The organism is Austwickia chelonae NBRC 105200 (genome assembly GCF_000298175.1).
GTDB classification, from domain to species: domain Bacteria; phylum Actinomycetota; class Actinomycetes; order Actinomycetales; family Dermatophilaceae; genus Austwickia; species Austwickia chelonae.
Map to the genome: position 1 here is coordinate 28273 of NZ_BAGZ01000018.1, position 23141 is coordinate 51413.

Genomic DNA, 23141 nt, shown 5'->3' on the forward strand with positions numbered 1-23141 from the left:
CGCGTGACTGCGCCGCTCCCCATCCACATCGATCGCACCAGCACACAGCCTCTCTATCTCCAACTGGCCAGGCAGCTGCTCACCGGGATCGACAACGGCGAGCTCCCCCCAGGTTCGCTGCTGGAGACCGAGGTCGACCTCGCCCGGCGCCTGCACCTGTCCCGGCCCACCGTCCGTCGTGCCATCGCCGTCCTCGTCGCCAAGGAACTCCTCGTCCGACGCCGCGGGGTCGGGACCGTCGTCGCCACCGGAAAAGTCCGCCAGCAGGCCGAGTTGAACAGCCTCTACGACGACCTGAGCGCAGAGCACCGTTCGCCCCGTACCAAGCTGCTCACCCTCGAAGAAGGGGCCGTGCACCGTCAGGCTGCGCTCGCCTTGGGGTTGCCGCCCAGGACCGCTCTGATCCACATCACCCGGTTACGTTCTGTCGGCGACATCCCCTTGGCGATCCTGGAGAACTGGCTCCCCCCGGACAGTCCGGTGCTGCCCGCGCTCACCCCTGAACGGCTCGAGCAGGACGGTCTCTATTCGATCCTGCGCGGCGAGGATCTGGCCCCGCATACTGCGGAGCAGACCTTCGGCGCCCGTAATGCCACCGGTGCGGAACGTCAGCTCCTCGACCTGACCAGGGCCGACCCGTTGTTGACGATGTGGCGTAGTGCCTATGACGCCGACGGTCGGATCATCGAATGCGGCGATCACCGTTATCGCGGGGATCAGTACAGCATCAGTGTCACTGTCGCCCTGGACGACGGTGAGAGGCGTCATCGACCTGGAGGGCAGCCGCACCCTGACCTCCGCTGAGGCGTCCGGCAGCTTGTCGGGGCGGTCAGGTCGGGGCGGCCGGACCCCCGGGGGCAGCTGTCCGGGGCCGGTCAGCCCGGGAAGCCTGGACGGGGTTCAGTCCTGGTAGCCCTGTGGGTTGTTCGATTGCCAATGCCAGGAGGAGGCGCAGATGTCGTCGATGGTGCGTGTCGCCTGCCACCCCAGATCGTGGTGGGCCCGGCTGGGGTCGGCATAAGTCTCCGCGAGGTCGCCGGCCCGGCGGTCCACGAGCTCGTAGGGGATTTCACGGCCGCAGGCCCGTTCGAAGGCGTGCAGGAGTTCCAGCACGCTGGTTCCCCGGCCGGTCCCGAGATTCCAGACGCCGACCCGGTCCTCCATCCGGTCGAGGGCTGCCAGGGCGGCGACGTGCCCGGCGGCCAGGTCGTCGACGTGGATGTAGTCGCGGACACCGGTGCCGTCCGGGGTGAGGTAGTCCCCGCCGAAGACGCGCAGTTTCTCCCGTCGTCCGACGGCCACCTGAGCGATGAAGGGCAGCAGGTTGTTCGGTGTCCCTGAGGGGTCCTCGCCGATCCGGCCCGACGGATGCGCCCCGACCGGGTTGAAGTAACGCAGCAGAGCGACCCGCCAGCGTTCGTCGGTGGCGGCGACATCCTTGAGGATCTGTTCGATCATCACCTTCGTCCACCCGTACGGGTTGGTCGCCCCGGTCGGCATGTCCTCGACCATCGGTGGGCGCGATCCTTCTCCGTAGACGGTGGCCGAGGAGGAGAAGACCAGTCGGTGCACGTCATGGGCCGACATCGCCGCCACCAAGGACAGGGTGCTGCCGATGTTGTTTCGGTAGTAGTCGATCGGTTGCTCCGTGGATTCGCCGACCGCTTTGAACCCGGCGAAGTGGATGACGGCGTCGACCGGTTCGGCGGCGAAGAGGTCCATCGTGCGTTCCCGGTCCTCCACGCTGAACCGGTGCACCGTGAGGGGGCATCGGGCGAGTTCCTCGAGGCGGTCGATCACCAGGGGGGACGAATTGGAGAAGTCGTCGACGACGACGACATGGTGTCCCGCCTCGACGAGGTGCAACACGGTGTGCGAGCCGATGTATCCACAACCGCCCGTGACCACTACGCGCATCACCCGAGTCTAGATCTATCCCATTGCCGTTCAAGAGATTTCGTTAAAGTCACCTGATATCGGCATGCAAGGCAAAACCCACGCGACACAACCCGCCACCCCTCCACGGACAGACGGTCGCCCACCGACCGGTCACAGCAGCGTCCACCCGCCGGACGGACGGACGTCCGTGCAGCACTACCCCCCAACCGACCCAGCTGACAGCCTGAGCCCATGAAGGCTGCCCTCGTACGACGCACGACAGCCGCCCCAGCGCTGCACCACCACCTGACCCCCGTCCTCGGCGACATCGCCCCCACCCGCATCGCCCCGATCCTCGGGCCCCGAATGTGGTGGGCCGGGCCCCTCGACGTCGAAGGACTCCTCCTCGGCGCGCTCCAAGCAGCACTCACCGCGGCCAACGACCTCCTCGACCACGACCGGTTCGCCGTCGACGCCCGCCAACTCAGCACCTGGACCGCATCCCCCGAACACCTCCGCGTCGACGGACGCCCCCTGCACCCGGTCGAACACCCCACCCGGTTCTTCCCCTGCCAAGACGGATGGATCCGCGCCCACGACAGCCGACCCCACCACAACCACCCCCCGGCGCGGTGCCTCCACACCGACAGCCCCGAAGCCCTGGCCCGGACGATGACCGCAGCCCAGGCCGAACACCTGATCCGAGAACACGGCGGCACCGCGGCAGCCGTCCGGACACCCCAGGAATGGCTGGCCTCCGACATGGGACGAACCGTCGGCGCCCGCCCCTGGATCGACGCCACCCTGCCAGACCCCGACACCAGCCGAATCCCCGAAAACCCGCCGCTACGCACCCTCACCGGACTACAGATCATCGACCTCACCGACCTCGCACTGGGCCCGACCTCGACCCGACTGCTCGCCCTGCTCGGCGCCGACGTCCTCCGCGTCATCCCACCGCACCGGTCGGCCCCGACCGGAAGACAACTCGACACCGGATTCGGGAAACGCACCGTAGAAATCGACCTCGCAACCACGGCCGGGCAAGACCGACTCGACGAACTACTCGCCGGCGCCGACGCCGTCGTCCACTCCTGCCACCGACAGGAGGACGCCACCTGCGCCCTCGACATCCCCGCCACCACCCGACGACACCCCCACCTGGCCGTCGTCGACATCACCGCCTGGGGGAACACCAGCCCGTGGCGACACGAAGCCGGATCCGACGCCGTCGTCCAGGCCGCCACCGGCATCGCCCACCTCTACTCCCGGCCCATCCACGACACCGAAGAACCCGCCGACGTCGACATCACCAACCCCACCCTCGTCTGGCGGCCGTCCCCCCGAAAACCCAGAACCCTGCCGGTACGGGCGCTCAATCAGGCCACCGGATACGGAGCAGCAGCAGCCACGCTCGCCCTGATCGCCCGGCGACGTCGACAAGGCGCCGCCGGCACAGGCCGACTCTCCCTGGCCCGGACAGCCCACGAACTGTTGAACCTGCCCAGCCTGGACGGGACGGCCCAGGAACTACCCGGCACACTCCACGAAATCGACTCCGACTACGGCCTCCTCACCTACGCCCGGCCTGCCGTGCTGGCCGGAGGCGTACCGGTGGACTACGCCGGCCCCCCGACCTGACCGGACCCAGCGGACGAAGACCCCTCCAACACCGACACCGGCACCACCCGACGCACCGACCCGTCCGGCAACGGCCTCGCATACTCCAGGAAGACCCGGCCCGAAGCGCCCACGGCGATACCCAGACCCCGCGCTGCCAGACGCAACCCCTTGGCCTGATGATCCGCGCGCCCCAAGACCACACCGGCACAGGCCCGGGCCGCGCCCACCGCGCCACGCGCCACGCCCCCTGCGCCCACCTGAACCCGGCGAAGCGAAGAAACCGAACCCCCAGGGAAACCCGTATCCAAAAGTCCTGTCGAATTCCCGTGGCTGAACGCCCGGGTCAACACCCACCTGCGATTGGCCCGCGACCCCGGCACCTGATCGACCACGGCAGCTTCCTCGCAGTACACGATCCGCTCCCCCGCAGCGGTCAACGTCCGGGTGAACAGCGTGTCCTCGCCACCGGTCATCCCGGTACGGACGTCGAAGAGCAAACCCATCCGACGCACCACGGCCAGATCCACAAGCAGGTTGGACGTCGGCGCAGCCGGAACGACAGTCCCGGTAGGCCAGGTGCGTCGCACGAAGAAACCCCCCGCGAGAACCCACGGGTCCAGATCCTCCGGGTAATCGGCCAACACCCGACCGGCCACCCCCGCCGCACCGCTGGAAAGCCAGGTCCGGACCATCAGGGCCAGCCAGAGCGGGTGCGGACGTTCGTCGTCGTCGATGAAGACCAGCGCATCGTCGTCCGCACACGCCGCCAACGCCTGATTACGCGCCGAAGCGATCCCCGGCGTCGTCTCGGACACATAGGTCACCCCAGGAAGGGCCGCCTCCTCCACCACGGGCCGAGCGCCCTGCCCCGGATCGTTGTCGACGATCACGACCCGGCCGGTCACCCCCTCGTCGAGATCCCGGATCTGCTCCACCAGCAGGGGTAGCAACGCGGTCAGATGGTCATTGCGCCGATAGGTCGGCACGGCCACGGCCACGCGGATCCCCCGCCCCGATGGCACCCCGCCCGCAGTTTTGTTCTCGCTCATTCCCCAGGAACACCGACCTTGTCGCCGCGGGCCAACAGTTGCATCAGATATTCGCCGTACCCGGACTTCCGCAACAGCCCGGCGCGTTCCTCCAAACCGGTGTCGTCGAGGAAACCCCTCCGCCAAGCAGCTTCCTCTGGGCACCCCACCTGAAGCCCCTGCCGGGCCTGAATGGTCCGGACGAAGTCGCCGGCGTCGTTGAGGTCGGCGAAGGTCCCGGTGTCCAGCCAGGCCGTCCCCCGAGGCAGCGTGACGACCTTGAGCCGCCCCTGGTCGAGATAGGTCCGGTTGATATCGGTGATCTCCAGTTCGCCTCTGGCCGAAGGCTTCAACTGGCGGGCGATCTCGACCACATCGTTGTCGTAGAAATACAACCCCGGGATCGCATAATGGCTTCGCGGGCGGACAGGTTTCTCCTCCAAGGAGATCGCCCTCCCGTCGCTGTCGAACTCCACGACACCGTACGAACTGGGATGAGCCACCCAGTAAGCGAAGATCAACGCCCCGTCGATCTGCTCCGCCAAGCTGAGATGAGTGCCCAGGCCCTGCCCGTAGAAGATGTTGTCGCCCAGGACGAGCGCAGCCGGATGCCCGTCGAGGAAATCCGCCCCGATGGTGAACGCCTGAGCCAACCCCTTGGGCTCGGGCTGCTGAGCGTAGGTGATCGAGATACCGAACTGTGAACCGTCGCCGAGGAGCCGAGCGAAACTGTCCGAATCGTGCGGAGTCGTGATCACGAGAATGTCCCGGATACCCGCCAGGATCAACGTCGACAACGGGTAGTAGATCATCGGTTTGTCGTACACCGGGACGAGCTGCTTACTCACCCCCTGGGTGATGGGGTGCAGACGCGACCCTGTCCCCCCGGCCAGAATGATCCCGCGCATCACATCGTCCTTCCTGCTCGGACCGCCGGACCCGGCGACCGCCCCATCGTCTTCCTCGACCTCATCGGCGGATCAGAGCCACAGCGGAACGAACTTCACCGATATCCGCGCGAACCCGGCGGAGCACGAGCGCACCCACCCCGACCGCCGCCACCCCCGCCAGCCCACCGGCCAACAACTGCGCCACCGACCACCAACCTGAAGTGGCACCCACCGCGGACCAGGCCGCGAAACCCGACACCCCGGCCACCGCGATGATCCGCAGAGCACCCAGATAGAGATCGTCCACGACGACACCGGCGCACCGCCCCATCCACCACAAGGACAACGGCCAGGTCACCGCAGGAGCCAGCGCATACCCGGCGGCGACACCCACGAGACCGAACCACGACCCCGCCACGACGCAGGTGATCTTGATCGTGGAAGCCACGAAGGTGAACCGCATCAGATCGCGCGTCAACCCCCGGGAGACATAAACCCAGTAACCGACGAAAGCCAAGGTGTCGAAGGCCGCAGCGACCGCCAACCAGGCCAGCAGCGGCGACACCGACGACCAGGCCGGGCCGAGCAGCAAGGCCACAACCGGCTCGGCAGCCCCGGCGACCCAGGCGAGCGCCACCACCAGGGTGTAACCCAGGCAGAGCTGACCGCGCGCCAGGAAACGGCGATAGGCGACCTCGTCGTCCTGGAGGCGGGCGAAGACCGGGACCGCCACCCTGGTGATCGGAACCCGTACCAGGTTGTACGACTGCATGAGCAGCTGGAACGCCCGGTTGTACAAGCCCAGCGGACCTTTGCCCAGGCGCAGACCGATGACGAAGGTGTCGGCATTGTTCGCCGCATATCCGACGAGCTGGCTGGCGACCAGATACCAGCCGAAGGTCATGAAGGAACGGACATCGACGCCTCGACGGGGACGCCCTGGAAGCCAGCGCGCGACCCACAACAGGACGATCATCATCACCACGCCGGTCGCGACCTGCTGAACGGCCAGGGCCCACACGCCGAAACCGGCTGCCGCCAAGGTGATCGCTGTGGCGACTCCGCCGATCTGGGCGGCGACATCGACGACGACCAGGGCCCCGAAACGGAGTTCTCGCATCAGTCCCGCCCGATATTGGGTGGCAGCCCCGTTGAGCACGAAGGTGAGCGCCAGCACCTGGCAGATCCCGGTCAGCGCCGGTTCGTCGAAGAGCATCGCGACCAGTGGCGCGGCCGCAGCGAGCAACCCGGCGAGGAGGACGCCCAGCCCGGTGTTGATCCAGAACAGGGCATCCCGTTCGTCACGGGACAGCGTCGGGGCCTGCACCGCGGCCGAGCTGAGTCCGAAGTCGCGGAAGATCTCACCGACGCCGATGATCACCATGACCATGGCGATCAGGCCGTACTCGGCGGGTTGCAGCAGACGCGCCAGGACGACGATGCTGCCGGTCTGGATCAGGACCCGCAGGATCTGGCCGCCCAGGCTGGTGGCGGCGCCCCGCATCGCGGCCCGGCCGAGAGCGGTCGTCTTCGACTTCCCGGTGGGATCTTCTCCCTGCCCGGTCATGAGACCACCACGGAACGGATGCTGACTGCAGGCGCGCCCGCTGCTCGTCCGACGTGCAGATAGCCGCCCCGCCAGCGCGTGTCCGTGGTCTGGACGCCTGCGCCGTCGGCGAACCCCCAACGCAGGCTGCCTCGGCTGACCTCCAGCCGCATCCGGGACCACCGGCTCCAACGTTGATCAGGGCCGGCGACGTCGGCGGTCAACTGGTCGCTTTCCTTCTTCCCGTGGTGGTGGGCGCCGACGGCGAGCTGACCGGAGGGGGAGAGTGTGGCGTGGTAGCCGTCACCCACCCCGCCCTCGTGGTCGTAGTAGCGGTCGTCGAGATGGCCGAAAGCGAGCACGAAACCGGCGTTGGCAGGGGAGTTGGAGGAGGGTTTGTCGAACCTGATGTCGAATTCGACCCGATAGTCGCCCTCCGGTGAGGAGATCGGGCAGAGGCTGCCGAGCAGGAGGGAGGCCGCCTTCTGACGAGAACGTAGTCGCACTGCGCCGGGGTCGGGCCATTCGAGCCGGTCGGCCTCCGCGTAGGGGTCGAGCACCAGGTCACCCGGTCCGAGCATGCCTTCTCCCCAGATCACCGACTTCCGGGGCGGGACCGTCCCGGAGGTGTATCCGACATGGGAAGAGATGAATCCCTGGACCATACGCGCCCGGAAATAGTCGATATCGCTGCGCCGGTGCACCGGGTGCACCCAGACCGGTATCCCGGTGCGCACGGCAGCGGCCAGGGGCGCTTCCGGAGTGCGGGCGCCTTCGATGGTGCGGGCGGGGAGGACCAGGACGTCCCGGTGTCGGGAGAGTTTCGCCGCGACCTGTTGCACGCTCTCAGGGGTCAGGCCTTCGACGGTGCCGTAGTAGGCGAAGACGGGGAGCCCTGCCCTGGCGGCTTCTTCGATCCGGTGGGAGGTCACCGGCACTTTGATGAAGACTCGATCCTGCAACTTGCGTCGCCAGATGGTGTCCAACAGGAGTGGAAAACCGGCGTCGTCCTTGGCTTCCAGGCAGAGGATGGCCCGTTCGGAGACGACATCCAGTGTTTTCTCGAGTGTGGTAATACCTGCCGCGCCGGTGCCCTGCCATCGCGGTCCGAGGCCGGGTTGCACCGCTTTCACCGAGGCCAGTTGGGCTTGGGTCCTGCTCGATACCTTGCCGGTCGTATTGGTGGTGCGTTCCAGGGTCAGGTCGTGTTGACAGACCAGGACCCGGTCGGAGGTCAGGACGGTGGAGATCTCCATACAGGTGCCGCCGTCCTCGACGGCCCGGGTGTATCCCTCGAGGGTGTGTTCGGGGATGACCGCGGCGACGCCTCTGTGGGCGATGTGCACCACTCCGTGAGCAGAACGCCGCCATTGGTCGACAGTGGTGACCGTCGGGGTGGTAGCGGCTGCGCCGGGGGCGACGGCGTTCTGGCCGGTGCGGATGGCGGCCCAGGCGCCGACGCTTGCCAGGCCGACCAGGCTCACCCCGCCGGCCAGGACAGCACGCCGGGAGATCCGGTTCACCGTGTCCTGTCGTGCCTGTCCGGCGGGGCTCTTCTCCTCGTCGGTGGGCTCAGCCGTCACGACTTTCTCCTTCGGCGGATGTCCGGTGGCCGGGTTCCTTCAGCGACGAAGGTTCTACGGCTCGGGGCACCGGCGGGATGTAGACGGTCGGCTCGTCGGTGGAGGACACCTTGGAACTGGGGCGGCGGACGGCGGGGATGCGGAAGCGGTCCGCCTTGGAGATCTGGGCGTCGTCGTCGCGGGCCGTGACCGGTCCAGTGGCGGCCGGTCTGGCGGAGGCCATCGGTTGGGTCGGCAGGGACACCTGCGCGGCCCGTTTGATCGCGGCGGAGGAGCGGTCGTTCTTCTGCGATGCCTCGGTCTGCTGATCGCCTGCCACCGGCTGTTCCGGGGGGGAGTTCTCCGCGGTCTTCTCACCGGCCGGGTCGGGCGCGTCCGCGGGCGCGTTCTCTTCCGCTGAGGCCCGGGTGGCTGGTGGCTGCTCGACTGCCCGGGAGTTTTTCCCCTTTTTCCCGGGGGCGCCGTCCGCATCTGCGGGGGTGGACGCCGACGCGGGGCTCTTCCGTTTTCTCCAGGTCTGTTTCTTGCCGGTCGAGGGTGGCTCCGCAGCCGGGATGGCGTCCGCTGGAGGGACATCGGTCACCGACCCGGGATTTCCCTTGGAGCGGTAGAAGCCCCACAGGCAGGCGAGGAGGACACCGATGAGCAGCCCGCTGGCCCCACCGGTCAGTGTGTTGCGGCTGGTCTTCGGGCTCTGTGGGGCGCTGGGTGGGCCGGATCGGGACACCGTGACCACCTGCACCATGGGTCGTCCGTCGGCATCTCGCGGCGCGAGTTGACGGACTGCGGTGCCCAGCTCGTCGGCGATGGCATCAGCGATCGTCGAGCTGCGTTGGGCTTCGGGGTCGGTGGCTTTGATGTCGATCAGCACGGTCTCCTTGGAGGAGGAACCGGTGACCCGTCCGGACAGCCCTTTGGCGCCGCCGGCGATCCCGAGACGTTTGGCGACCGGGTCGAGGACGTACGGTGAGGTGGCCAGGTCGGCGTACGACGCCACCTGCGACTGGACGAAGGTCGCCCCTTGGGAGAGGTCGGATGCGCCCCGGCTGGCGGCGACCGACACGAAGACCCTGGCGGAGGCGGTATACGTCGGGGTGCTGAGCTTGGAGACCCCGAACATGGCTGCGGCGCCGATCAGGGTGCATGCCAGCACCGTCAACCAGGCACGACGTACCGCGTGGAGGATGTCGCCGACGGTCATCGGGCGTTCACCGTCCTTCCGTCCGTTTCACCGTGTGGGCATCAGGCTCCTTATCGACACCTACCGGTACGGATGTGACCGTCTGGTCGCTGTCTTCGGGGAAGTCCCCCCGGAGGGCGTTCCGATACGCGGCGACGTGCAGGGCTGCGGCATGCGGCCAGTCGCGGGCATCCAGTCGGGGGCGGGGGGTGCGTCGGGCGCAGGCGGCGAGTGCGTCGTCGAGGTGTTCGCCGGTGAGTGTCCCGGTGAAGGTGTTCACCCATCCTGTGCCGACTTCTTCGGCGAGCCTCCGGTTGACCTCGTTGTCGGGCACGAGGACGGGCCGGCCCAGGGAGAGCGCCATCAGGACGGTGCCGGAGTTGTGCATCTCCGGGGCGGGCAGGACGACCAGTTCGCTGCCGGTGACGGTGGAGACGAGTTCTTCGTCGGTGAGGAACCGGAGGTTCAGGGTGATCCGGTCGTCGCCGGCGGCGAGGGTGCGCATCTCGGTGGCGAGTTGGTCGGTGGAGGGGCGTCCGGCGACGACGAGCGTGGTCGCCGTCGGGTTGTCCCTGGTCTCCCGGAAGGCCTTGATGAGCTGGTCGACGGCTTTGTAGCGTCGGATCAGGCCGACGAAGGCGATGCGTCCCGACGTGCTCTGGCGCGTTTCGTAGCGGTCGAACCATTCCCGGTAGTGGCCGTGGGGGACGGTGGCTTGAGGTCCGTTGGGGATCGGGGTGCTGTCGTTGACTCGGATGCGCAGTTCGGTGCGTGCCTCGAAAAGCCGCAGGAGTTTCTCCTGCTTCGGGGAGATTCCCTGGGGCAGTTCGAGGTTGTGAACGGTGCGGACGATGGCGGTGCCACGCGCCCGGAAAGCAGCCAGCATGGTCACGAAGAACAGTTGGCGGACGGCGGTCTTCAGCGGTGAGTGCCCGCTGACCAGGATCTCCGGCCAGTGTGCGTGGAAGACGTCGTAGCGACCGGTCAGCGCACGTCGCCAGCTGAAGGTGTGCAGTTCGACGTCGTCGCGGGCTTGGAGTGCGTCCTTGAGCATGACGATGTACGGATTGGTCGTCGGCCGTGGTTCGGGGAAGGAGGCCAGGACGCGTACCGGGCGGGTGGTGGGCGCGTGGGTTCGGCGCACCTGGTGGTGGCGCATCATCCACAGCCCGGCGAGGGTGCCTCTGGCGGCGGCCCAGATCAGTCGGGGGTTGGTCAGCACTGCTCGGCGTCCGCTCCACAACAGCATGCGACGGGCTGCGGGCAGGCTGGTGCGGGCCCATCGTGCCCGTCCGGGTCGGTCGAGGTTGCGGGCGGCGAAGAGCAGCCGGTTGCGCACGTTGTAGTAGATGAAGGTGGGCGAGTGTCCGGTGCGTCCGTGGGTGCGGTGGGTGGCGCCTTCGTCGTGGATGGCGTGTGCGGTGCGGACGACGGCCACGTTCCCGCCGAGTTGACGTACCCGCCAGGAGAGCTCGACGTCTTCCCAGTAGAGGAAGTAGTCGGGTGCGAAGCCGTCGACCGATCGCCACAGTGCGTCGCTGATCAGGAGGCAGGCGCCGGTCAGCCAGGGTGCGACAGCGGTTTCCCCGGCGGCTCGTTTACGAGTGGCCAGGGTGTTTCCGTCCTGCAGGTAGAGGTCGTGGCCGTCGGACCACAGGGTGCCGTCGGGGCGGGTGATCACGGGCCCGGCGAGTGTCATCGGGTCGTTGTCGACGACGGAGGCGAGTTCGACGACGGAGGCTGCGTCGATCTGTGCGTCGGGGTTCAGCAGGAGGTAGAGGTCGGCGCCGAGTTCGCGGGCTGTGGAGACGCCGATGTTCATGCCGTGGCCGAAGCCGCCGTTGACGTCCTGGGGGACGCAGTGCCATCCCTGTTCTCGGCAGAGTTCCTGCGCTTCGGTGCGGGCCTGGTCACTGTGCCAGTTGTCGACGACCACGATCGCGGCGTCCTGCAGAAGGGGGTCGGTCGATGCGGTCATCTGTTGATGGACGGCGACCAGGTTGATGCGCAGGAGTTCGGCGGAGTTGAAGTTGACGACGACGACCGCAATCCGTCCGCCGCTCATCTGGTTCCCTCCGTCTGCGTGTCTACGTCAGTGGCGGTGGAGGGGGTTGTGGTGCCGCGGTCGAGGTCGCAGACGAGCTGGGTGACCGAGGCTCGGTAGCTTTCGGGGGCGAACCGGATGAGTGCTCGGTCGCGGGCTGCGGCGGCTCGGTCGATCATCTGTGGCCAGGCGTCGATGACACGTCGGACCGCTTCGGCGAGTGCCAGGGCGTCTCCGGCTCGGGCGAGGTCGGCGCTGTCGATGCCGGAGACCGCTTCGGGCAGGCCGCCGATGTTGCTGACGACGACGGGTCGTTGGGCCAGGACGGCTTCGACGGCAGTGTTGCCGAAGGGTTCGGCCATGACCGAGGGCACGAGGGCGATGTCGCAGGCTGCGAGTTCGGACCAGACGTCGTCGGTGAATCCCTGCAGGGTGACGATTCCGGCGTCGATCAGGTCGGCGGCGTCCGAGCGCAGTTGTTCCTCGAACCATTCGTAGCCGTCGAAGACGGAGCCGACGATGCGGAGGTGGGCGTCGGTGCCGGTGTCGCGCAGGCGACGGAGTGCGTCGATGGCCACGTCTGGGCCTTTGCGGGGGGAGATCCGGCCGACGAAGAGCAGTTTCACCGGGCCTTCGAGCTTCTCGCGGGGTGCGATGGTGGCTCCGGTGGGTGCACCGACTCCGTTGGGGACGACGGTTCCTCGTCGTTCGAGCGCGGGGACGGCCTCGTTGAGGACGTTCGCGGAGAAGGCGCTGTTCAGGATCACCTTGTCGGTGAGCAGAAGTGGGGCTGCCAGTCCGGTACGGACGACCCTGGATGCGGCTTGTTCGGCCTCGTGGACGTGGCAGACGACGCGGACGCCGCTGAGTCGGGCGGCGAGTAGCCAGGTCGGGATGGTCAGGGTGCTGACGTAGACGACATCCGGCCGGTGGCTGCGCAGCAGGGAGATCGCCTGCACCAGACCGGTGGTCATCTGCCAGGGCAGGGTGATCAGCCCGCGCGGGGAGAGCGCTGACTTGCGGAGGACCGGCATGTCGGCGATGTCGACGGAGGCTCCGGTAGCACGCAGTTGGGTGCCGAGGGGACCTTCCCCGGGGAGGACGACCTGGACGTCGTGTCCGGCGAGCAGGAAACCGGTCACCGCCTCGGCGAACATCCGGTCGGACCCGTAGCGTTCGGCGCCGGGGTGCACGGCCATGATCCGGTGGGAGTGCTGTGCGGTTCTCATGCGGGCACCTCGGCGAGCGCGGCCATGTCCCGGAACCATTTGGGCAGGCCCAGGGCGACGTAGCCGGCGGTTCCGGCCAGGAGGATCCCGTAGGCGCTCAGGAAGACTGCGGGGGTGCCCCAGGCGAGGAAGACGAGGCACATCACGCCGTAGTCGGTGGGTGCCACGGCGAGCGAACGCAGTACCGAGGCTTTCTGGGTGTTGCGGGCGGGTGCGACGCCTTTGGTGCGTTTGAGGAGGTCGCCGAGGATGAAGGCGAAGAAGTACAGGTTGGCGACCAGGACGTAGGCCGCGGGGACGAGCAGCAGCGCACGGTCGAGGTCGGTGAACCGGTAGAGCGAGATCAGCACGGTCAGGTGGAGCAGGCTGATCTTGACGCAGTCGACGACGTGGTCGAGCCACTCACCTGCGGGGGAGCCGCCTCCGGTGAGGCGGGCGAGTTGCCCGTCGGCGGAGTCGAGGGCGTATCCCAGGACGAGCAGAAGGCTGACGAGCAGGCCTGTGGTCCATGACGGCTGGAGGGTGGCCAGGCAGATGATGCCCAGCAGCGAGGTGCTGCCGCTGACGAGGGTGACCTGGTTGGGGGTCATGCCGAGGCGGTAGGCCACGGCGGCGAAGACTCGTCCGAGGGGTCGGTTCACGAAACGTGAGTAGGCCGGTGCACCTTTGTTGCTCTTCTGGTAGGAGGCCAGGAGGCGGACGGTGTCGGCGATGCTTTTCGAGGACCGTGCTGTCTGGCGGGTGGTGTCGGTCATGGTTCAGGCCTCGATCGTGGTAGCGGTCCGGGCGGTGTCGGTGACGCCCTGGGGGTGTCGTCGGGGACGCCGGTGTCCACGTGATCCGCTCTTGCGCAGCCGTCCGTCGAGGAGTCGTTCGCACAGTTCGCCGTAGCGGGTGGCGACGTCGTCCCAGTCGTAGTCGGCGGCTCGGAGGCGGGATCCTTGTCCGCGCAGGCGCGTGGCTGCCAGGTCCGATTCGGCTTCGACGACGAGCCGGGCGACGTCCTGGGGGTCGGCGAAGTAGCGTCCTGCGCCGAGGACGACTTCCCGGTTGAAGGAGACGTCGACGGCGTTGACCGGTGCGCCGGCGCCGATGGCGCGCAGGAGTGAGGGGTTGGTTCCGCCGACGGAGTGGCCGTGCCAGTAGACCAGGGCGTTGGCGTAGAGCTGGTCGAGGAGTTCCTGGTCCCAGACCCCGCCGAGGAAACGTACTCTCGAGTCGGCGAGGGATTTCACGTGGGCGATGTAGGCGTCTGCGTAGGGCGCGCTGCCGACCACGACGAGGGGGAGTTCGGCTGAACTGCGGGTGTAGCCCTCGACGATCATGCTGACGTTGTTCTCGGGTTCCATGCGGGCGACGACCAGGTGGTAGCCGTCGACGGTGAGGCCGAGTTCGGCCAGTCCCGGGTGGGCGGTGCGCTCGACGTGCGGGGCTCCGTAGGAGATCAGTTCGGTGGGGACGGAGAATTCGTCCTCGTAGTAGTCCTGGATGCCGATGGCGTCGGCGATGAGGGCGTCGGACCAGCGGACGGCGAGTGCTTCGGCCATGCGGTAGTAGCGCTGGCCGGCGGGGCCCCATTTGGCGCGTTTCCATTCGAGGCCGTCGACGTGGGTGGCGACGGGGATGCCTCGGGCGCGGAGGAAGGGGAGCAGTGGGGCGTTGGCGGCGTTGAAGACGAGGGCGACGTCGGGTTCGTCGAGGGCGACGAGGCGGGCGACGGAGAGCGCGGTGTGGCTGAGGGTCTCGAGCGATCTCTTGGGCAGCGCCGGCAGCCAGACGAGTCGCATCCCGAGGTATTCGTCGGGTCCTCGTTCTTCGCCGCGGCAGTAGACGATGACTTCGTGTCCTGCGGCGACGAGTCGGCGTCCGACTTCTTCGACGCAGGTTTCGAAGCCGCCGTAGCGTGCCGGGACTCCTCGTGTTCCCACCATGGCGATACGCATGTCTTCCCCCTGTTTTCCTGTCTTGCCCGAGAGCGCGGGCTTCCCCCTGTGTGTGGCGGCCGGGCCTCTCACGAGAACAACTCACAATCGTGAAATTGACTGTGCGCGAAGCGCATTCTCGAGATATCCCGTCTTGTTACCGGCCGCCGGCCTCTTGTATCCCATCCGCATTTTTAGTCAATTTCCTTCAGGCCCAGAGACTCCCATCTCTCCGACCCTTTTGACCTGCGGGAGGGTGGCCATTCCCATGCCTGGCCGTTGCTACGATAACCGATGTTGGACGACCGTTCCGAACGGTTATGTGGCTATGACGGTGACATAACTAACGAGGCCATGGGAAGCCTGCAGAGCGCCGACCAACAGGGGCGATCCGCCATTTTCATGAACACCATTCATGAGCGGTCAGCAAGGGCATACAAGCAGGCCAGAGAGCCATGCGCAGCAGCGCAGCACTTTTTCGCCATGCCCCGAATGAGCCCCTGGGGAAAACACACCGCTGGGTAAAAGGGGGAGCGGCAATGCACCGCACAGCGTCCGAACAGATTCACGACGACCAGAAAAACAACCCGAGTCAAACCGTAACTGGTTATGTCTCAGGGGTATTCGACATGTTCCATATCGGTCATCTCAATATCATCCTGCAGGCCCGCCAACACTGCGACCGACTCATCGTCGGTGTCGTCTCCGATGACGTCGTCCGCAACGTCAAAGGAAAATCACCGGTCATCCCCCTCGACGAACGCATGGCCATCGTCCAGCACCTCGCAGCCGTGGACGAAGTCGTCGTCGACGCCCACGCCGACAAATTCGACAGCTGGAAAGAACTCCGCTTCGACGTCATCTTCAAAGGTGACGACTGGCAGAACGCCCCCAAAGGCCGCAAACTCGAAGAGGACCTACGCGGAGTAGGCGCACGCGTGGCCTACTTCCCCTACACCCGACACACCTCCAGCACCCTCCTGCGCGAGGTGCTCTCCAAACTGGCAGCCACCCCCATCCAGCCCCTGCCGGACGAGAACCGCACCCCGGCCGAAGCCTGCACACACTGCGGGCACGACATCACCACCCCGCACGAGGTCAGCGCATGAAACCCACCTACCTGGTCACCGGCGGCGCAGGCTTCATCGGCGCCAACTTCGTCCGACACGTCATCAGCCACGACGACGCCCGCGTCATCGTCCTCGACAAACTCACCTACGCCGGCGACCCAAGATCACTCGCCGACCTTCCCAACGACCGGTACGAACTCATCGAAGGCGATATCGCCGACGCCACCCTCGTCGACCGCCTCGTGAAGAAGAGCACCGCCGTCGTGCACTTCGCCGCCGAATCACACAACGACAACTCCCTGGACGACCCCAGTCCGTTCATCCGGACCAATCTCGTCGGCACCTTCGAACTCCTCGAAGCCGTCCGCCGCCACCGGGTCCGCTACCACCACGTCTCCACCGACGAGGTCTACGGCGACCTCGCCCTGGACGACCCCCAACGGTTCACAGAACACACCCCCTACCGGCCCTCCAGCCCCTACTCGGCCAGCAAAGCCGGATCGGACCACCTCGTCCGCGCCTGGACCCGCTCCTTCGGGATCGCCGCCACCATCAGCAACTGCTCGAACAACTACGGCCCCTACCAGCACGTCGAAAAATTCATCCCGCGCCAGATCACCAACATCCTCGACGGACAGCGTCCCCGCCTCTACGGCACCGGCGCCAACGTACGCGACTGGATCCACGTCGACGACCACAATGCCGCCGTCCTCCACATCCTGACCGAAGGACGCATCGGACAGACCTACCTCATCGGAGCCGACGGAGAAGCCAACAACAAAGCCGTCGTCGAGCTCCTCCTCGAACTGATGGGCCAACCCCGCGACGCCTACGACCATGTCACCGACCGCCCCGGTCACGACCTGCGCTATGCCATCGACGCCAGCCTGCTCCGAGAAGAACTGCACTGGTCACCGCGATATGACAATTTCCGGGACGGCCTGGCCGCGACCATCGACTGGTACCGCACCCACGAGAACTGGTGGCGTCCCCAGAAAGCCACCACCGAAGCCAAGTACGCCTCTGCCGGAGAGCGCACGCTCACCCCGGAGGACAAAGCATGACCGGCCCCACTCTCCGGAACACCGAGATCCCCGGACTGCTCGTCCTCACCCTCCCCGTCCACGGCGACCAGCGCGGATGGTTCAAGGAGAACTGGCAGCGGGAAAAGATGACAGCCGCAGGCCTTCCCGATTTCGGTCCGGTGCAACACAATGTGTCCTTCAACGCAGGTCATGTGACCCGAGGGTTCCATGCAGAACCCTGGGACAAGCTCGTCTCCGTCGTCACCGGACGTGTCTTCGGAGCCTGGGTCGACCTACGGTCAGGACCGACCTTCGGCCAGGTCGTCACCACGACGATCGACCCGGGGGCCGCCGTCTTCGTCCCACGGGGCGTCGCCAACGCCTACCAGAGCCTGGAAGAAGGCACCGCGTACACCTACCTGGTGAACGATCACTGGAGCCCCCAGGCCACAGCCGGATACACCTTCGTGAACCTCGCCGACCCGGCACTGGGCGTCGACTGGCCGCTTCCGCTGGCCGAGACCACCCGCTCCCCAGCCGATCTGGACCATCCGCCGTTGGCCGAGGTGACCCCGTTGACGGCCGGACGCTGCCTTGTCCTGGGCGCCGACGGCCAACTCGGACGAGCACTCCGGACGGCACTCCCCGAAGCCGAATTCCTGACCCGCGCCGACTGCGACCTGTCCGATGCGAACTCGCTGGACCGGATCGACTGGAGCGGGGTCGACAGCGTGATCAATGCCGCCGCCTACACCTCCGTCGACCATGCCGAAAAGCTCGAAGGACGCCGGCAGGCCTGGGCGGTCAACGTGGACGGCGTCGCCCGCCTGGTCGACCACGCCAGGAAGCACCGCTTCACCCTGGTCCACGTCTCCTCCGACTACGTCTTCGACGGCACGGTCGAAGAACACCACGAGGACGAACCGTTCAGTCCCTTGGGCGTATACGGCGTGACGAAAGCGGCAGGTGACCGGATCGTCGCCGGGCTGCCCCGCCATTACCTGGTCCGGACCAGCTGGGTCGTCGGCGAAGGACGCAACTTCGTGTCGACGATGGCAGACCTGGCCGGACGAGGAGTGTGCCCGGACGTCGTCGACGACCAGTACGGCCGGCTGACCTTCACGCAGGATCTGGCTGCCGGCATCGTCCACCTGCTGCAGAACTCCGCACCATATGGCACCTACAACCTCAGCAACAGCGGACCGGCGCACTCCTGGGCGCAGATCGCCGCTGAGATCTTCAGGCTATGCGGCCGGAACCCCGAAGAGGTCACCCCGGTGAGCACCTCCGTCTACGGAACCGGCCGCGACATGGCCCCACGCCCCAGGCACAGCGCATTACGCCTGGACAAGATCATCGCCACCGGCTTCACCCCGCCGCCAGCAGCCGAACGGCTCGCCGAGATGGTCTGCACACAGAGATCCTGATCACCGGATCCCAGAACGAGATGTCCCGATGTCCCCACCGGCCTGAGACCCGGCGGGGACATCGGGATCTGCTTTCCCGGTCGATGCCGAGACACTCTCCGGATCCTGCCCGGCGGAGCTGTGCTCCTCGTGCGATTCCGCGGCTGCCGCGCAGGCCATACCTACCAAAGCCCAGTAGAAGACCTCGTACTGGGTGATGAAGGCCACGCTGAACAACCCCGGCGTCTGCGCCAGGACTCCGGCGAGAGGCGCCGAGTACCGTCCGCGGAGAAGAGCCACCGCGCCGACCAGGAGAATCGCCGAGGCGAGAGCGATCGGCAACCATCCGTAAGTCATAGCGCCCAGCAGGACGGCATTGTCGATCGAACGGAACTGTCCGAAGTAGAGCGTGCCGCTCGGGGAGATGTGAGCCGAGGAAGCCAGGCCGAAGAGTTCGACGGTATCGGCAAGGTCCCAGAGCCGACCCCGATACAACGCGCTCTCCTCCGCCTCCGAACCGGCCTCGTCGACGGTTGCCAGGATGAACGGCATCGCCACCACCGCGAACAGGGCCATGCCGGAGAGCACCCAGCCCCGGATACGCCGGGACAGCCCCGAAGCGGGAGACAGGACGGTCAACGCCAGCCCCACACCGGCCACGATCAAGGACAGCCGGCTGAAGGAGAGCACCAAGGCCCCGGCCATCACCGCCCCGGACAGGATCTTCACCCACGGACGGAAGCTGGAGACCACCATGAGCGGCAAAGCCATCGCGATGGAACAACCGAAAGCGATCGAATGCCCGAACGCGGCCTCCGCGCGCCAGTAGCCGGCCCGTTCCTGCAGGACAGCCCACGCTCGATAGGCAGAATTACCTTTACCCATCGGGAAATCGAAAAAGATATTCGTTCCGCTCAGCGATTCCACGATGCCCATCGCCGCAGCCACCCCGAAAGCCACCGTCAGACAGCGCCCCAGGAAGTCACCGCCGACCCGGGCATAGAGCACCCGACCCACGGCATAACCGACGCCCCACTTGACCACCGGAACCGTCGCCGCCTCCAGCGTCGACGCCCCCACCTGGGAAGCGACCACGCACAGAGCGAAGAAGACCACCACGGCCAGGTCGTACCACCGCAGCGGAAGGCGCCGCCCCTCACGGTCGGTGAACAGCAGCGCCAACACGAACAACCCGACATAGGCGGCCGGTTGAAAACCGATACCGACGGTGATCCCCGCCCACACCGGCACGAAGGTCACGGCCAAGATCCACGTCACGGCCAGCAGCTTCGGGCGACGCCACATGAATCCGGAGAAGACAGCAAGGAGGGAGCCCGCCAGGGCCAGCATCGCGATGCGATCCGGGCTCATGGCGGGCTCCCTCCGAAGGTGGCCTACGGCTACTTGACCGCGGTCACCTTGATGTCGTCGACGAGCATCTTCAGCTCAGGCGTCGTGGCGGACCCGGACAGGTAGCTCTGCAGGGCCAGGCCACCGGTCGTCTGCAGGGCAGCGGTCGAATCGGTGGCGGACACCATCCAATCGGCAGGTTCTTCCGTGCCTACAGCCCAGACCTTGGCCTTGACGGTGGACATCCCCTTCCCGGTGATCTGAAGACGTACCTCGTAGGTTCCTCCAGCGGCGTGGCGGACCTTGGGCACGATCAGCGCCGCGCCCAGGTCGGTGTCCGTCCCGCCGACACGACGGATCGGAGCCACCCGGAGAACCCCGGTCTCGTGCACCCACAGGCGGGCACCGTAACCGTCACGCAGTGTCCCTCGTCCGATGATCTGGGAGAAGATGCCGCCGCCGGTCGCAGCCTGGTCGTAGCCGACTCGCATCCGAAGCTCGGTGTCACTGCCCGTCCCGGCGAGCTGGGCCCCTCGTGAGGTCCGCGGCTCGAGGGTGATCGCGCCTTTCTCCCCGTCCACCACGTACTTCGCCGCGGTGCTGTCGGCCTTCCAGGCGCCTCCGTTGTCGGCATTGCCCCACCCTCTGGTCGACTTGCGGGTGAAGGTGTCCGCGAGGAGCACACCGTCACCAGCAGCCGGCGGCACGGGTGCAGGCGCAGGCGCGGCTTCCTTCACGGTGACCTCGGACGTGGTGCTGTTCTTCACACCCTTGTCGTCGGTCACGGTCAACTCGACCTTGTACGTACCGGCCTTGGCGTACTTGTGGGTGGCCCGGGCCTCCCCGACCGGCGCGCTGCCGTCGCCGAAGTTCCACGAGTAGTTCGTGATCCGGCCGTCGCTGTCGGTGGAGGACGAGCCGTCCACGGCGAGCTCGAGGTCCGTGGTCTTCGACGTGAAGGCTGCCTTCGGGGCCTGGTTCGCGGCCGGAGCAGGGGCCCCGTCCGTTCCCAGACGACGGTGGGCTGCGATCTGTTCAGCCGACAATGCCGTCCCGTAGACGGCCGCCTCGTCCAGCTGACCGGTGAGCGACCAGGTACTCGGCCGGGACTTCGACCCCGACTGGTCACCACCGATGTACCACCGTCCGGTGACCGGGCCGCCCGGACGGTAGCTCGGGTCATGAGCCACGCGTTCCCCGTCCACGTAGAGCGCCAGACCGTCAGCGCCCATGGTGGCAGCCACGTGGACCCATTGGCCGTTGTTGTAGCTGCGGGAGGACTCGATCTGCCGGCCCCTGTTGTCGGCGGAGATCCCGATCCGACCGTCGTTCATCATGTAGAGGTGACGTTCGACATTGATCGTGACACGCCCCCAGAAGTTGCGTTCCTCGGTCGCGAAGCTGAGGAAACGGCCGCCTGAGGTGGAGTCGGTCCGCAACCAGGTTTCCACGGTCGTGGCGCCGCTGAGCGTTTCCTGGCCGGAGGTGTTGGCGTTGCCGTTCACCGTCCCGTCGAACTTCATACCAGTGCTCTTGCTGTCTTTCAGAGCACCGGCGACTCCACGTTCCACGCCGCTTCCGACCTGGGCGTTCATCCCACCGGTCAGGTCGATGGCGTCTCCCGAGGGCTCGTCGAGCCGCCAGTAGTGTCGAGCGCCGTCGAGAGCGATCGCCTTGCCGTAGGCCCCCAGCTCAGGACCACCCTGGACAGTGACCTCGTTGCTCCGTTCACTCCAGGTCACCTGGCCGGTACCGTCACTGACCTTCACCGAGTAGGTGTGTTTACCCGAAGGCGCACCGGCGTCGAGGAGTCGTCCGTCCGGGAGCGTCCAGAAGTTGGTGTTCATCCTGGTCTCGGAGACCACTTCTTCAGCAGCGGTTCCCCGGTCTCGGACCAATTCGTATCGGAGGCCGGCATTGTCCGGATCCCACGCCGACTGGAAGTTCACGGTGACGACAGGACCGGATACCGAAGCCGCCGGCGCGCGCAAGGTGCGTGCCGGACGGGTCTGGAAGGTCGGCGGCAGCGTCTGCGCGGCCGGGTTGCGCGGGAAGCGAGCCAGGCCCTGCTGTTTGGTCCCGTTGACGGTGGGGAACTCACCGGCGATCACGACATAGTCGTCGTTGCCGTCGACATGCCAGGAGGCCTGGTACTGGCCGGTCGCGGTGCCGATGCCCAGTTGCGGGTGGAACTGCAACATGGCCGGAGCCATCTGGTCACGGAAGTCGAATCCATAGGCATTCGGTTTGAGCACCGGCTTGGACGGCTCGGTGGTCAGCGCCATCAGGTGTTCCCAGCGGCTCCGGGGCTGGGTGTCCCCGAAAGCTCCGATGGTGGAGCAGTCATGGGCGTGACTGGACACGTAAAGCGCGCCACCCAACGGTTTCGTGCTGTACGTGTCTCCGAGGCAGTCGCTCACCCAGCGCAGCGAACCGTCGTTGAGGTTCGCGGAGAAGGTGCCCTCCAGGTTGGCCTTCGTCCCGTAGGCGTAGCCACCGCCGTAGACGGCTCGGCCGTCGGTCGAGAGATTGGTGATCGCCGCCTGTGGCCCGACGTAGATGCGGTTGTTCATCGCCCAGGGCAGCAGTTCGCCGGTGGTGGGGTGTACAGCTGCCGTGCCGGAAGCTTTCTGACCGCTGAGGGTGGTGAAGGCTCCTGCCACCACGACCTTCGACCCGTCGGGCACTGCCAGCAGGGCCCACACGTAGCCGTCGTCGGCTTTGGGCGCCCAGGAGGTCATCGATCCGTCGGAGGTCCGGAAGGCTGCCAGACGACGGCGTGCCGACCCCTGCGCACTTTCGAAGGAACCACCTGCGTACAGGGTGTCCTTGGTGACGGTGAGGGCTTTCACCTGTCCGTTGACATTCGGGTTGAAACCGGGGACGAGCGCACCGGTGGCGATGTCGAAGGCTGCGACATGGCCTCGGGGCTGGCCGTCGACGGTCGTGAAGTCGCCACCGACGTAGAGGCGGGTGCCGTCGGGAGAAACCGCCAGGGCCAATCCCTGGGCGTTGAGTTTGTGGTCGAAGGAAGTGACCCGTTCACCGGTGCGGATGTCGTAGGCGATGAGGTGGCCGACCTCGATCTCTCCGGGCCCGCCGGCCCACATCCCCGCAGGACGGGCCTTGGTGAAGTTTCCGGTGACGTACACCGTGTTACCGACCACCAGCTGTGACCAGGCGACCCCGGTGATCTGCCAGGTCGGCAGGGCTTGGGCCGACGCGGTGGCCGGGGTTCCTTCGGTGGGGCGGGTGTCCGCATACGCGCTGGACGCCGGGGTGAAGGGTGCCAGGCTGACGGCGAGCGCCAATGCGCTCGCGCTGCAGACCAGCCGGGTGGGACGGCGGCGTGATGCGGACATGTCGC

The 23141-nt window shown here is 66.9% G+C and carries 17 protein-coding genes; 5 read left to right on the forward strand and 12 right to left on the reverse strand.

Annotation, left to right across the window (positions count from 1 at the left end):
- The first annotated feature begins 3 nt into the window (after positions 1 to 3).
- Positions 4 to 804 carry a GntR family transcriptional regulator gene (locus AUCHE_RS12950; protein WP_006503777.1) on the forward strand — a complete coding sequence of 267 codons (801 nt, stop codon included), beginning with the start codon at positions 4 to 6 and terminating at the stop codon, positions 802 to 804.
- A 96-nt stretch (positions 805 to 900) separates the two neighbouring features.
- Here the strand turns inward: AUCHE_RS12950 and galE are convergent, their stop codons facing one another.
- Complete coding sequence (gene galE, locus AUCHE_RS12955; protein WP_006503778.1) at positions 901 to 1917, reverse strand: UDP-glucose 4-epimerase GalE; 1017 nt, start codon at positions 1915 to 1917, stop codon at positions 901 to 903.
- Between the two features lie 213 nt (positions 1918 to 2130).
- On the opposite strand from galE, the gene AUCHE_RS12960 reads away from it, so the two are divergent.
- Complete coding sequence (locus tag AUCHE_RS12960) at positions 2131 to 3519, forward strand: CoA transferase (protein ID WP_006503779.1); 1389 nt, start codon at positions 2131 to 2133, stop codon at positions 3517 to 3519.
- On the opposite strand, the gene AUCHE_RS12965 is transcribed toward AUCHE_RS12960, so the two are convergent.
- The 9 genes from AUCHE_RS12965 to AUCHE_RS13010 all read right to left on the reverse strand — a co-directional run bounded on the left by AUCHE_RS12965 (position 3498) and on the right by AUCHE_RS13010 (position 14944).
- On the reverse strand, positions 3498 to 4550 hold the full coding sequence (locus AUCHE_RS12965; RefSeq protein WP_006503780.1) for a glycosyltransferase family 2 protein: 1053 nt from the start codon (positions 4548 to 4550) through the stop codon (positions 3498 to 3500). The two genes, AUCHE_RS12960 and AUCHE_RS12965, sit on opposite strands and share 22 nt — an antisense overlap.
- Positions 4547 to 5437, reverse strand: coding sequence for a glucose-1-phosphate thymidylyltransferase RfbA (rfbA, locus tag AUCHE_RS12970; protein WP_040322525.1), 891 nt, complete (start codon positions 5435 to 5437; stop codon positions 4547 to 4549). Before rfbA ends, AUCHE_RS12965 begins: the two co-directional genes overlap by 4 nt.
- A 61-nt stretch (positions 5438 to 5498) precedes the next feature.
- Positions 5499 to 6986: a lipopolysaccharide biosynthesis protein gene (locus tag AUCHE_RS12975; protein ID WP_006503782.1), complete on the reverse strand. Its 1488-nt coding sequence runs from the start codon at positions 6984 to 6986 to the stop codon at positions 5499 to 5501.
- On the reverse strand, positions 6983 to 8548 hold the full coding sequence (locus AUCHE_RS12980; RefSeq protein WP_006503783.1) for a glycerophosphodiester phosphodiesterase: 1566 nt from the start codon (positions 8546 to 8548) through the stop codon (positions 6983 to 6985). The genes AUCHE_RS12975 and AUCHE_RS12980 overlap by 4 nt, the downstream gene beginning before the upstream one ends.
- On the reverse strand, positions 8538 to 9749 hold the full coding sequence (locus tag AUCHE_RS15880; protein ID WP_006503784.1) for a Wzz/FepE/Etk N-terminal domain-containing protein: 1212 nt from the start codon (positions 9747 to 9749) through the stop codon (positions 8538 to 8540). The genes AUCHE_RS12980 and AUCHE_RS15880 overlap by 11 nt, the downstream gene beginning before the upstream one ends.
- A gap of 7 nt (positions 9750 to 9756) precedes the next feature.
- The gene (locus AUCHE_RS16350) at positions 9757 to 11793 is read right to left on the reverse strand and encodes a glycosyltransferase (protein ID WP_006503785.1); all 2037 of its coding nucleotides are present in this window, start codon (positions 11791 to 11793) and stop codon (positions 9757 to 9759) included.
- Complete coding sequence (locus tag AUCHE_RS13000) at positions 11790 to 13001, reverse strand: glycosyltransferase family 4 protein (RefSeq protein WP_006503786.1); 1212 nt, start codon at positions 12999 to 13001, stop codon at positions 11790 to 11792. The genes AUCHE_RS16350 and AUCHE_RS13000 overlap by 4 nt, the downstream gene beginning before the upstream one ends.
- The gene (locus tag AUCHE_RS13005) at positions 12998 to 13756 is read right to left on the reverse strand and encodes a CDP-alcohol phosphatidyltransferase family protein (protein WP_006503787.1); all 759 of its coding nucleotides are present in this window, start codon (positions 13754 to 13756) and stop codon (positions 12998 to 13000) included. The genes AUCHE_RS13000 and AUCHE_RS13005 overlap by 4 nt, the downstream gene beginning before the upstream one ends.
- A 3-nt stretch (positions 13757 to 13759) precedes the next feature.
- Complete coding sequence (locus AUCHE_RS13010) at positions 13760 to 14944, reverse strand: DUF1972 domain-containing protein (RefSeq protein ID WP_006503788.1); 1185 nt, start codon at positions 14942 to 14944, stop codon at positions 13760 to 13762.
- Positions 14945 to 15552: 608 nt separating this feature from the next.
- On the opposite strand from AUCHE_RS13010, the gene AUCHE_RS13020 reads away from it, so the two are divergent.
- Genes AUCHE_RS13020 through AUCHE_RS13030 form a run of 3 tightly spaced genes read left to right on the forward strand, consistent with a single transcriptional unit; the run spans position 15553 to position 18445 of the window.
- Positions 15553 to 16032: an adenylyltransferase/cytidyltransferase family protein gene (locus AUCHE_RS13020; RefSeq protein ID WP_245706985.1), complete on the forward strand. Its 480-nt coding sequence runs from the start codon at positions 15553 to 15555 to the stop codon at positions 16030 to 16032.
- Positions 16029 to 17057 carry a dTDP-glucose 4,6-dehydratase gene (rfbB, locus tag AUCHE_RS13025; protein WP_006503791.1) on the forward strand — a complete coding sequence of 343 codons (1029 nt, stop codon included), beginning with the start codon at positions 16029 to 16031 and terminating at the stop codon, positions 17055 to 17057. The genes AUCHE_RS13020 and rfbB overlap by 4 nt, the downstream gene beginning before the upstream one ends.
- The gene (locus tag AUCHE_RS13030; protein WP_006503792.1) at positions 17054 to 18445 is read left to right on the forward strand and encodes a sugar nucleotide-binding protein; all 1392 of its coding nucleotides are present in this window, start codon (positions 17054 to 17056) and stop codon (positions 18443 to 18445) included. Before rfbB ends, AUCHE_RS13030 begins: the two co-directional genes overlap by 4 nt.
- Here AUCHE_RS13030 and AUCHE_RS13035 read toward each other — a convergent pair whose 3' ends face one another.
- A complete protein-coding gene (locus AUCHE_RS13035) occupies positions 18446 to 19795 on the reverse strand; it encodes a hypothetical protein (protein WP_006503793.1) in 1350 nt (449 codons plus the stop codon).
- A gap of 29 nt (positions 19796 to 19824) precedes the next feature.
- Positions 19825 to 23136 carry a PKD domain-containing protein gene (locus AUCHE_RS13040; RefSeq protein WP_006503794.1) on the reverse strand — a complete coding sequence of 1104 codons (3312 nt, stop codon included), beginning with the start codon at positions 23134 to 23136 and terminating at the stop codon, positions 19825 to 19827.
- Positions 23137 to 23141: the final 5 nt, after the last annotated feature.

Bases quoted from the DNA above. Each gene is read 5' to 3' on its own strand.
- galE (WP_006503778.1), bottom strand. From the start codon at position 1,917: ATGCGCGTAGTGGTCACGGGCGGTTGTGGATACATCGGCTCGCACACC.
- AUCHE_RS12960 (WP_006503779.1), top strand. From the start codon at position 2,131: ATGAAGGCTGCCCTCGTACGACGCACGACAGCCGCCCCAGCGCTGCAC.
- AUCHE_RS12965 (WP_006503780.1), bottom strand. From the start codon at position 4,550: ATGAGCGAGAACAAAACTGCGGGCGGGGTGCCATCGGGGCGGGGGATC.
- rfbA (WP_040322525.1), bottom strand. From the start codon at position 5,437: ATGCGCGGGATCATTCTGGCCGGGGGGACAGGGTCGCGTCTGCACCCC.
- AUCHE_RS12975 (WP_006503782.1), bottom strand. From the start codon at position 6,986: ATGACCGGGCAGGGAGAAGATCCCACCGGGAAGTCGAAGACGACCGCT.
- AUCHE_RS15880 (WP_006503784.1), bottom strand. From the start codon at position 9,749: ATGACCGTCGGCGACATCCTCCACGCGGTACGTCGTGCCTGGTTGACG.
- AUCHE_RS16350 (WP_006503785.1), bottom strand. From the start codon at position 11,793: ATGAGCGGCGGACGGATTGCGGTCGTCGTCGTCAACTTCAACTCCGCC.
- AUCHE_RS13000 (WP_006503786.1), bottom strand. From the start codon at position 13,001: ATGAGAACCGCACAGCACTCCCACCGGATCATGGCCGTGCACCCCGGC.
- AUCHE_RS13005 (WP_006503787.1), bottom strand. From the start codon at position 13,756: ATGACCGACACCACCCGCCAGACAGCACGGTCCTCGAAAAGCATCGCC.
- AUCHE_RS13010 (WP_006503788.1), bottom strand. From the start codon at position 14,944: ATGCGTATCGCCATGGTGGGAACACGAGGAGTCCCGGCACGCTACGGC.
- AUCHE_RS13020 (WP_245706985.1), top strand. From the start codon at position 15,553: ATGTTCCATATCGGTCATCTCAATATCATCCTGCAGGCCCGCCAACAC.
- rfbB (WP_006503791.1), top strand. From the start codon at position 16,029: ATGAAACCCACCTACCTGGTCACCGGCGGCGCAGGCTTCATCGGCGCC.
- AUCHE_RS13030 (WP_006503792.1), top strand. From the start codon at position 17,054: ATGACCGGCCCCACTCTCCGGAACACCGAGATCCCCGGACTGCTCGTC.
- AUCHE_RS13035 (WP_006503793.1), bottom strand. From the start codon at position 19,795: ATGAGCCCGGATCGCATCGCGATGCTGGCCCTGGCGGGCTCCCTCCTT.
- AUCHE_RS13040 (WP_006503794.1), bottom strand. From the start codon at position 23,136: ATGTCCGCATCACGCCGCCGTCCCACCCGGCTGGTCTGCAGCGCGAGC.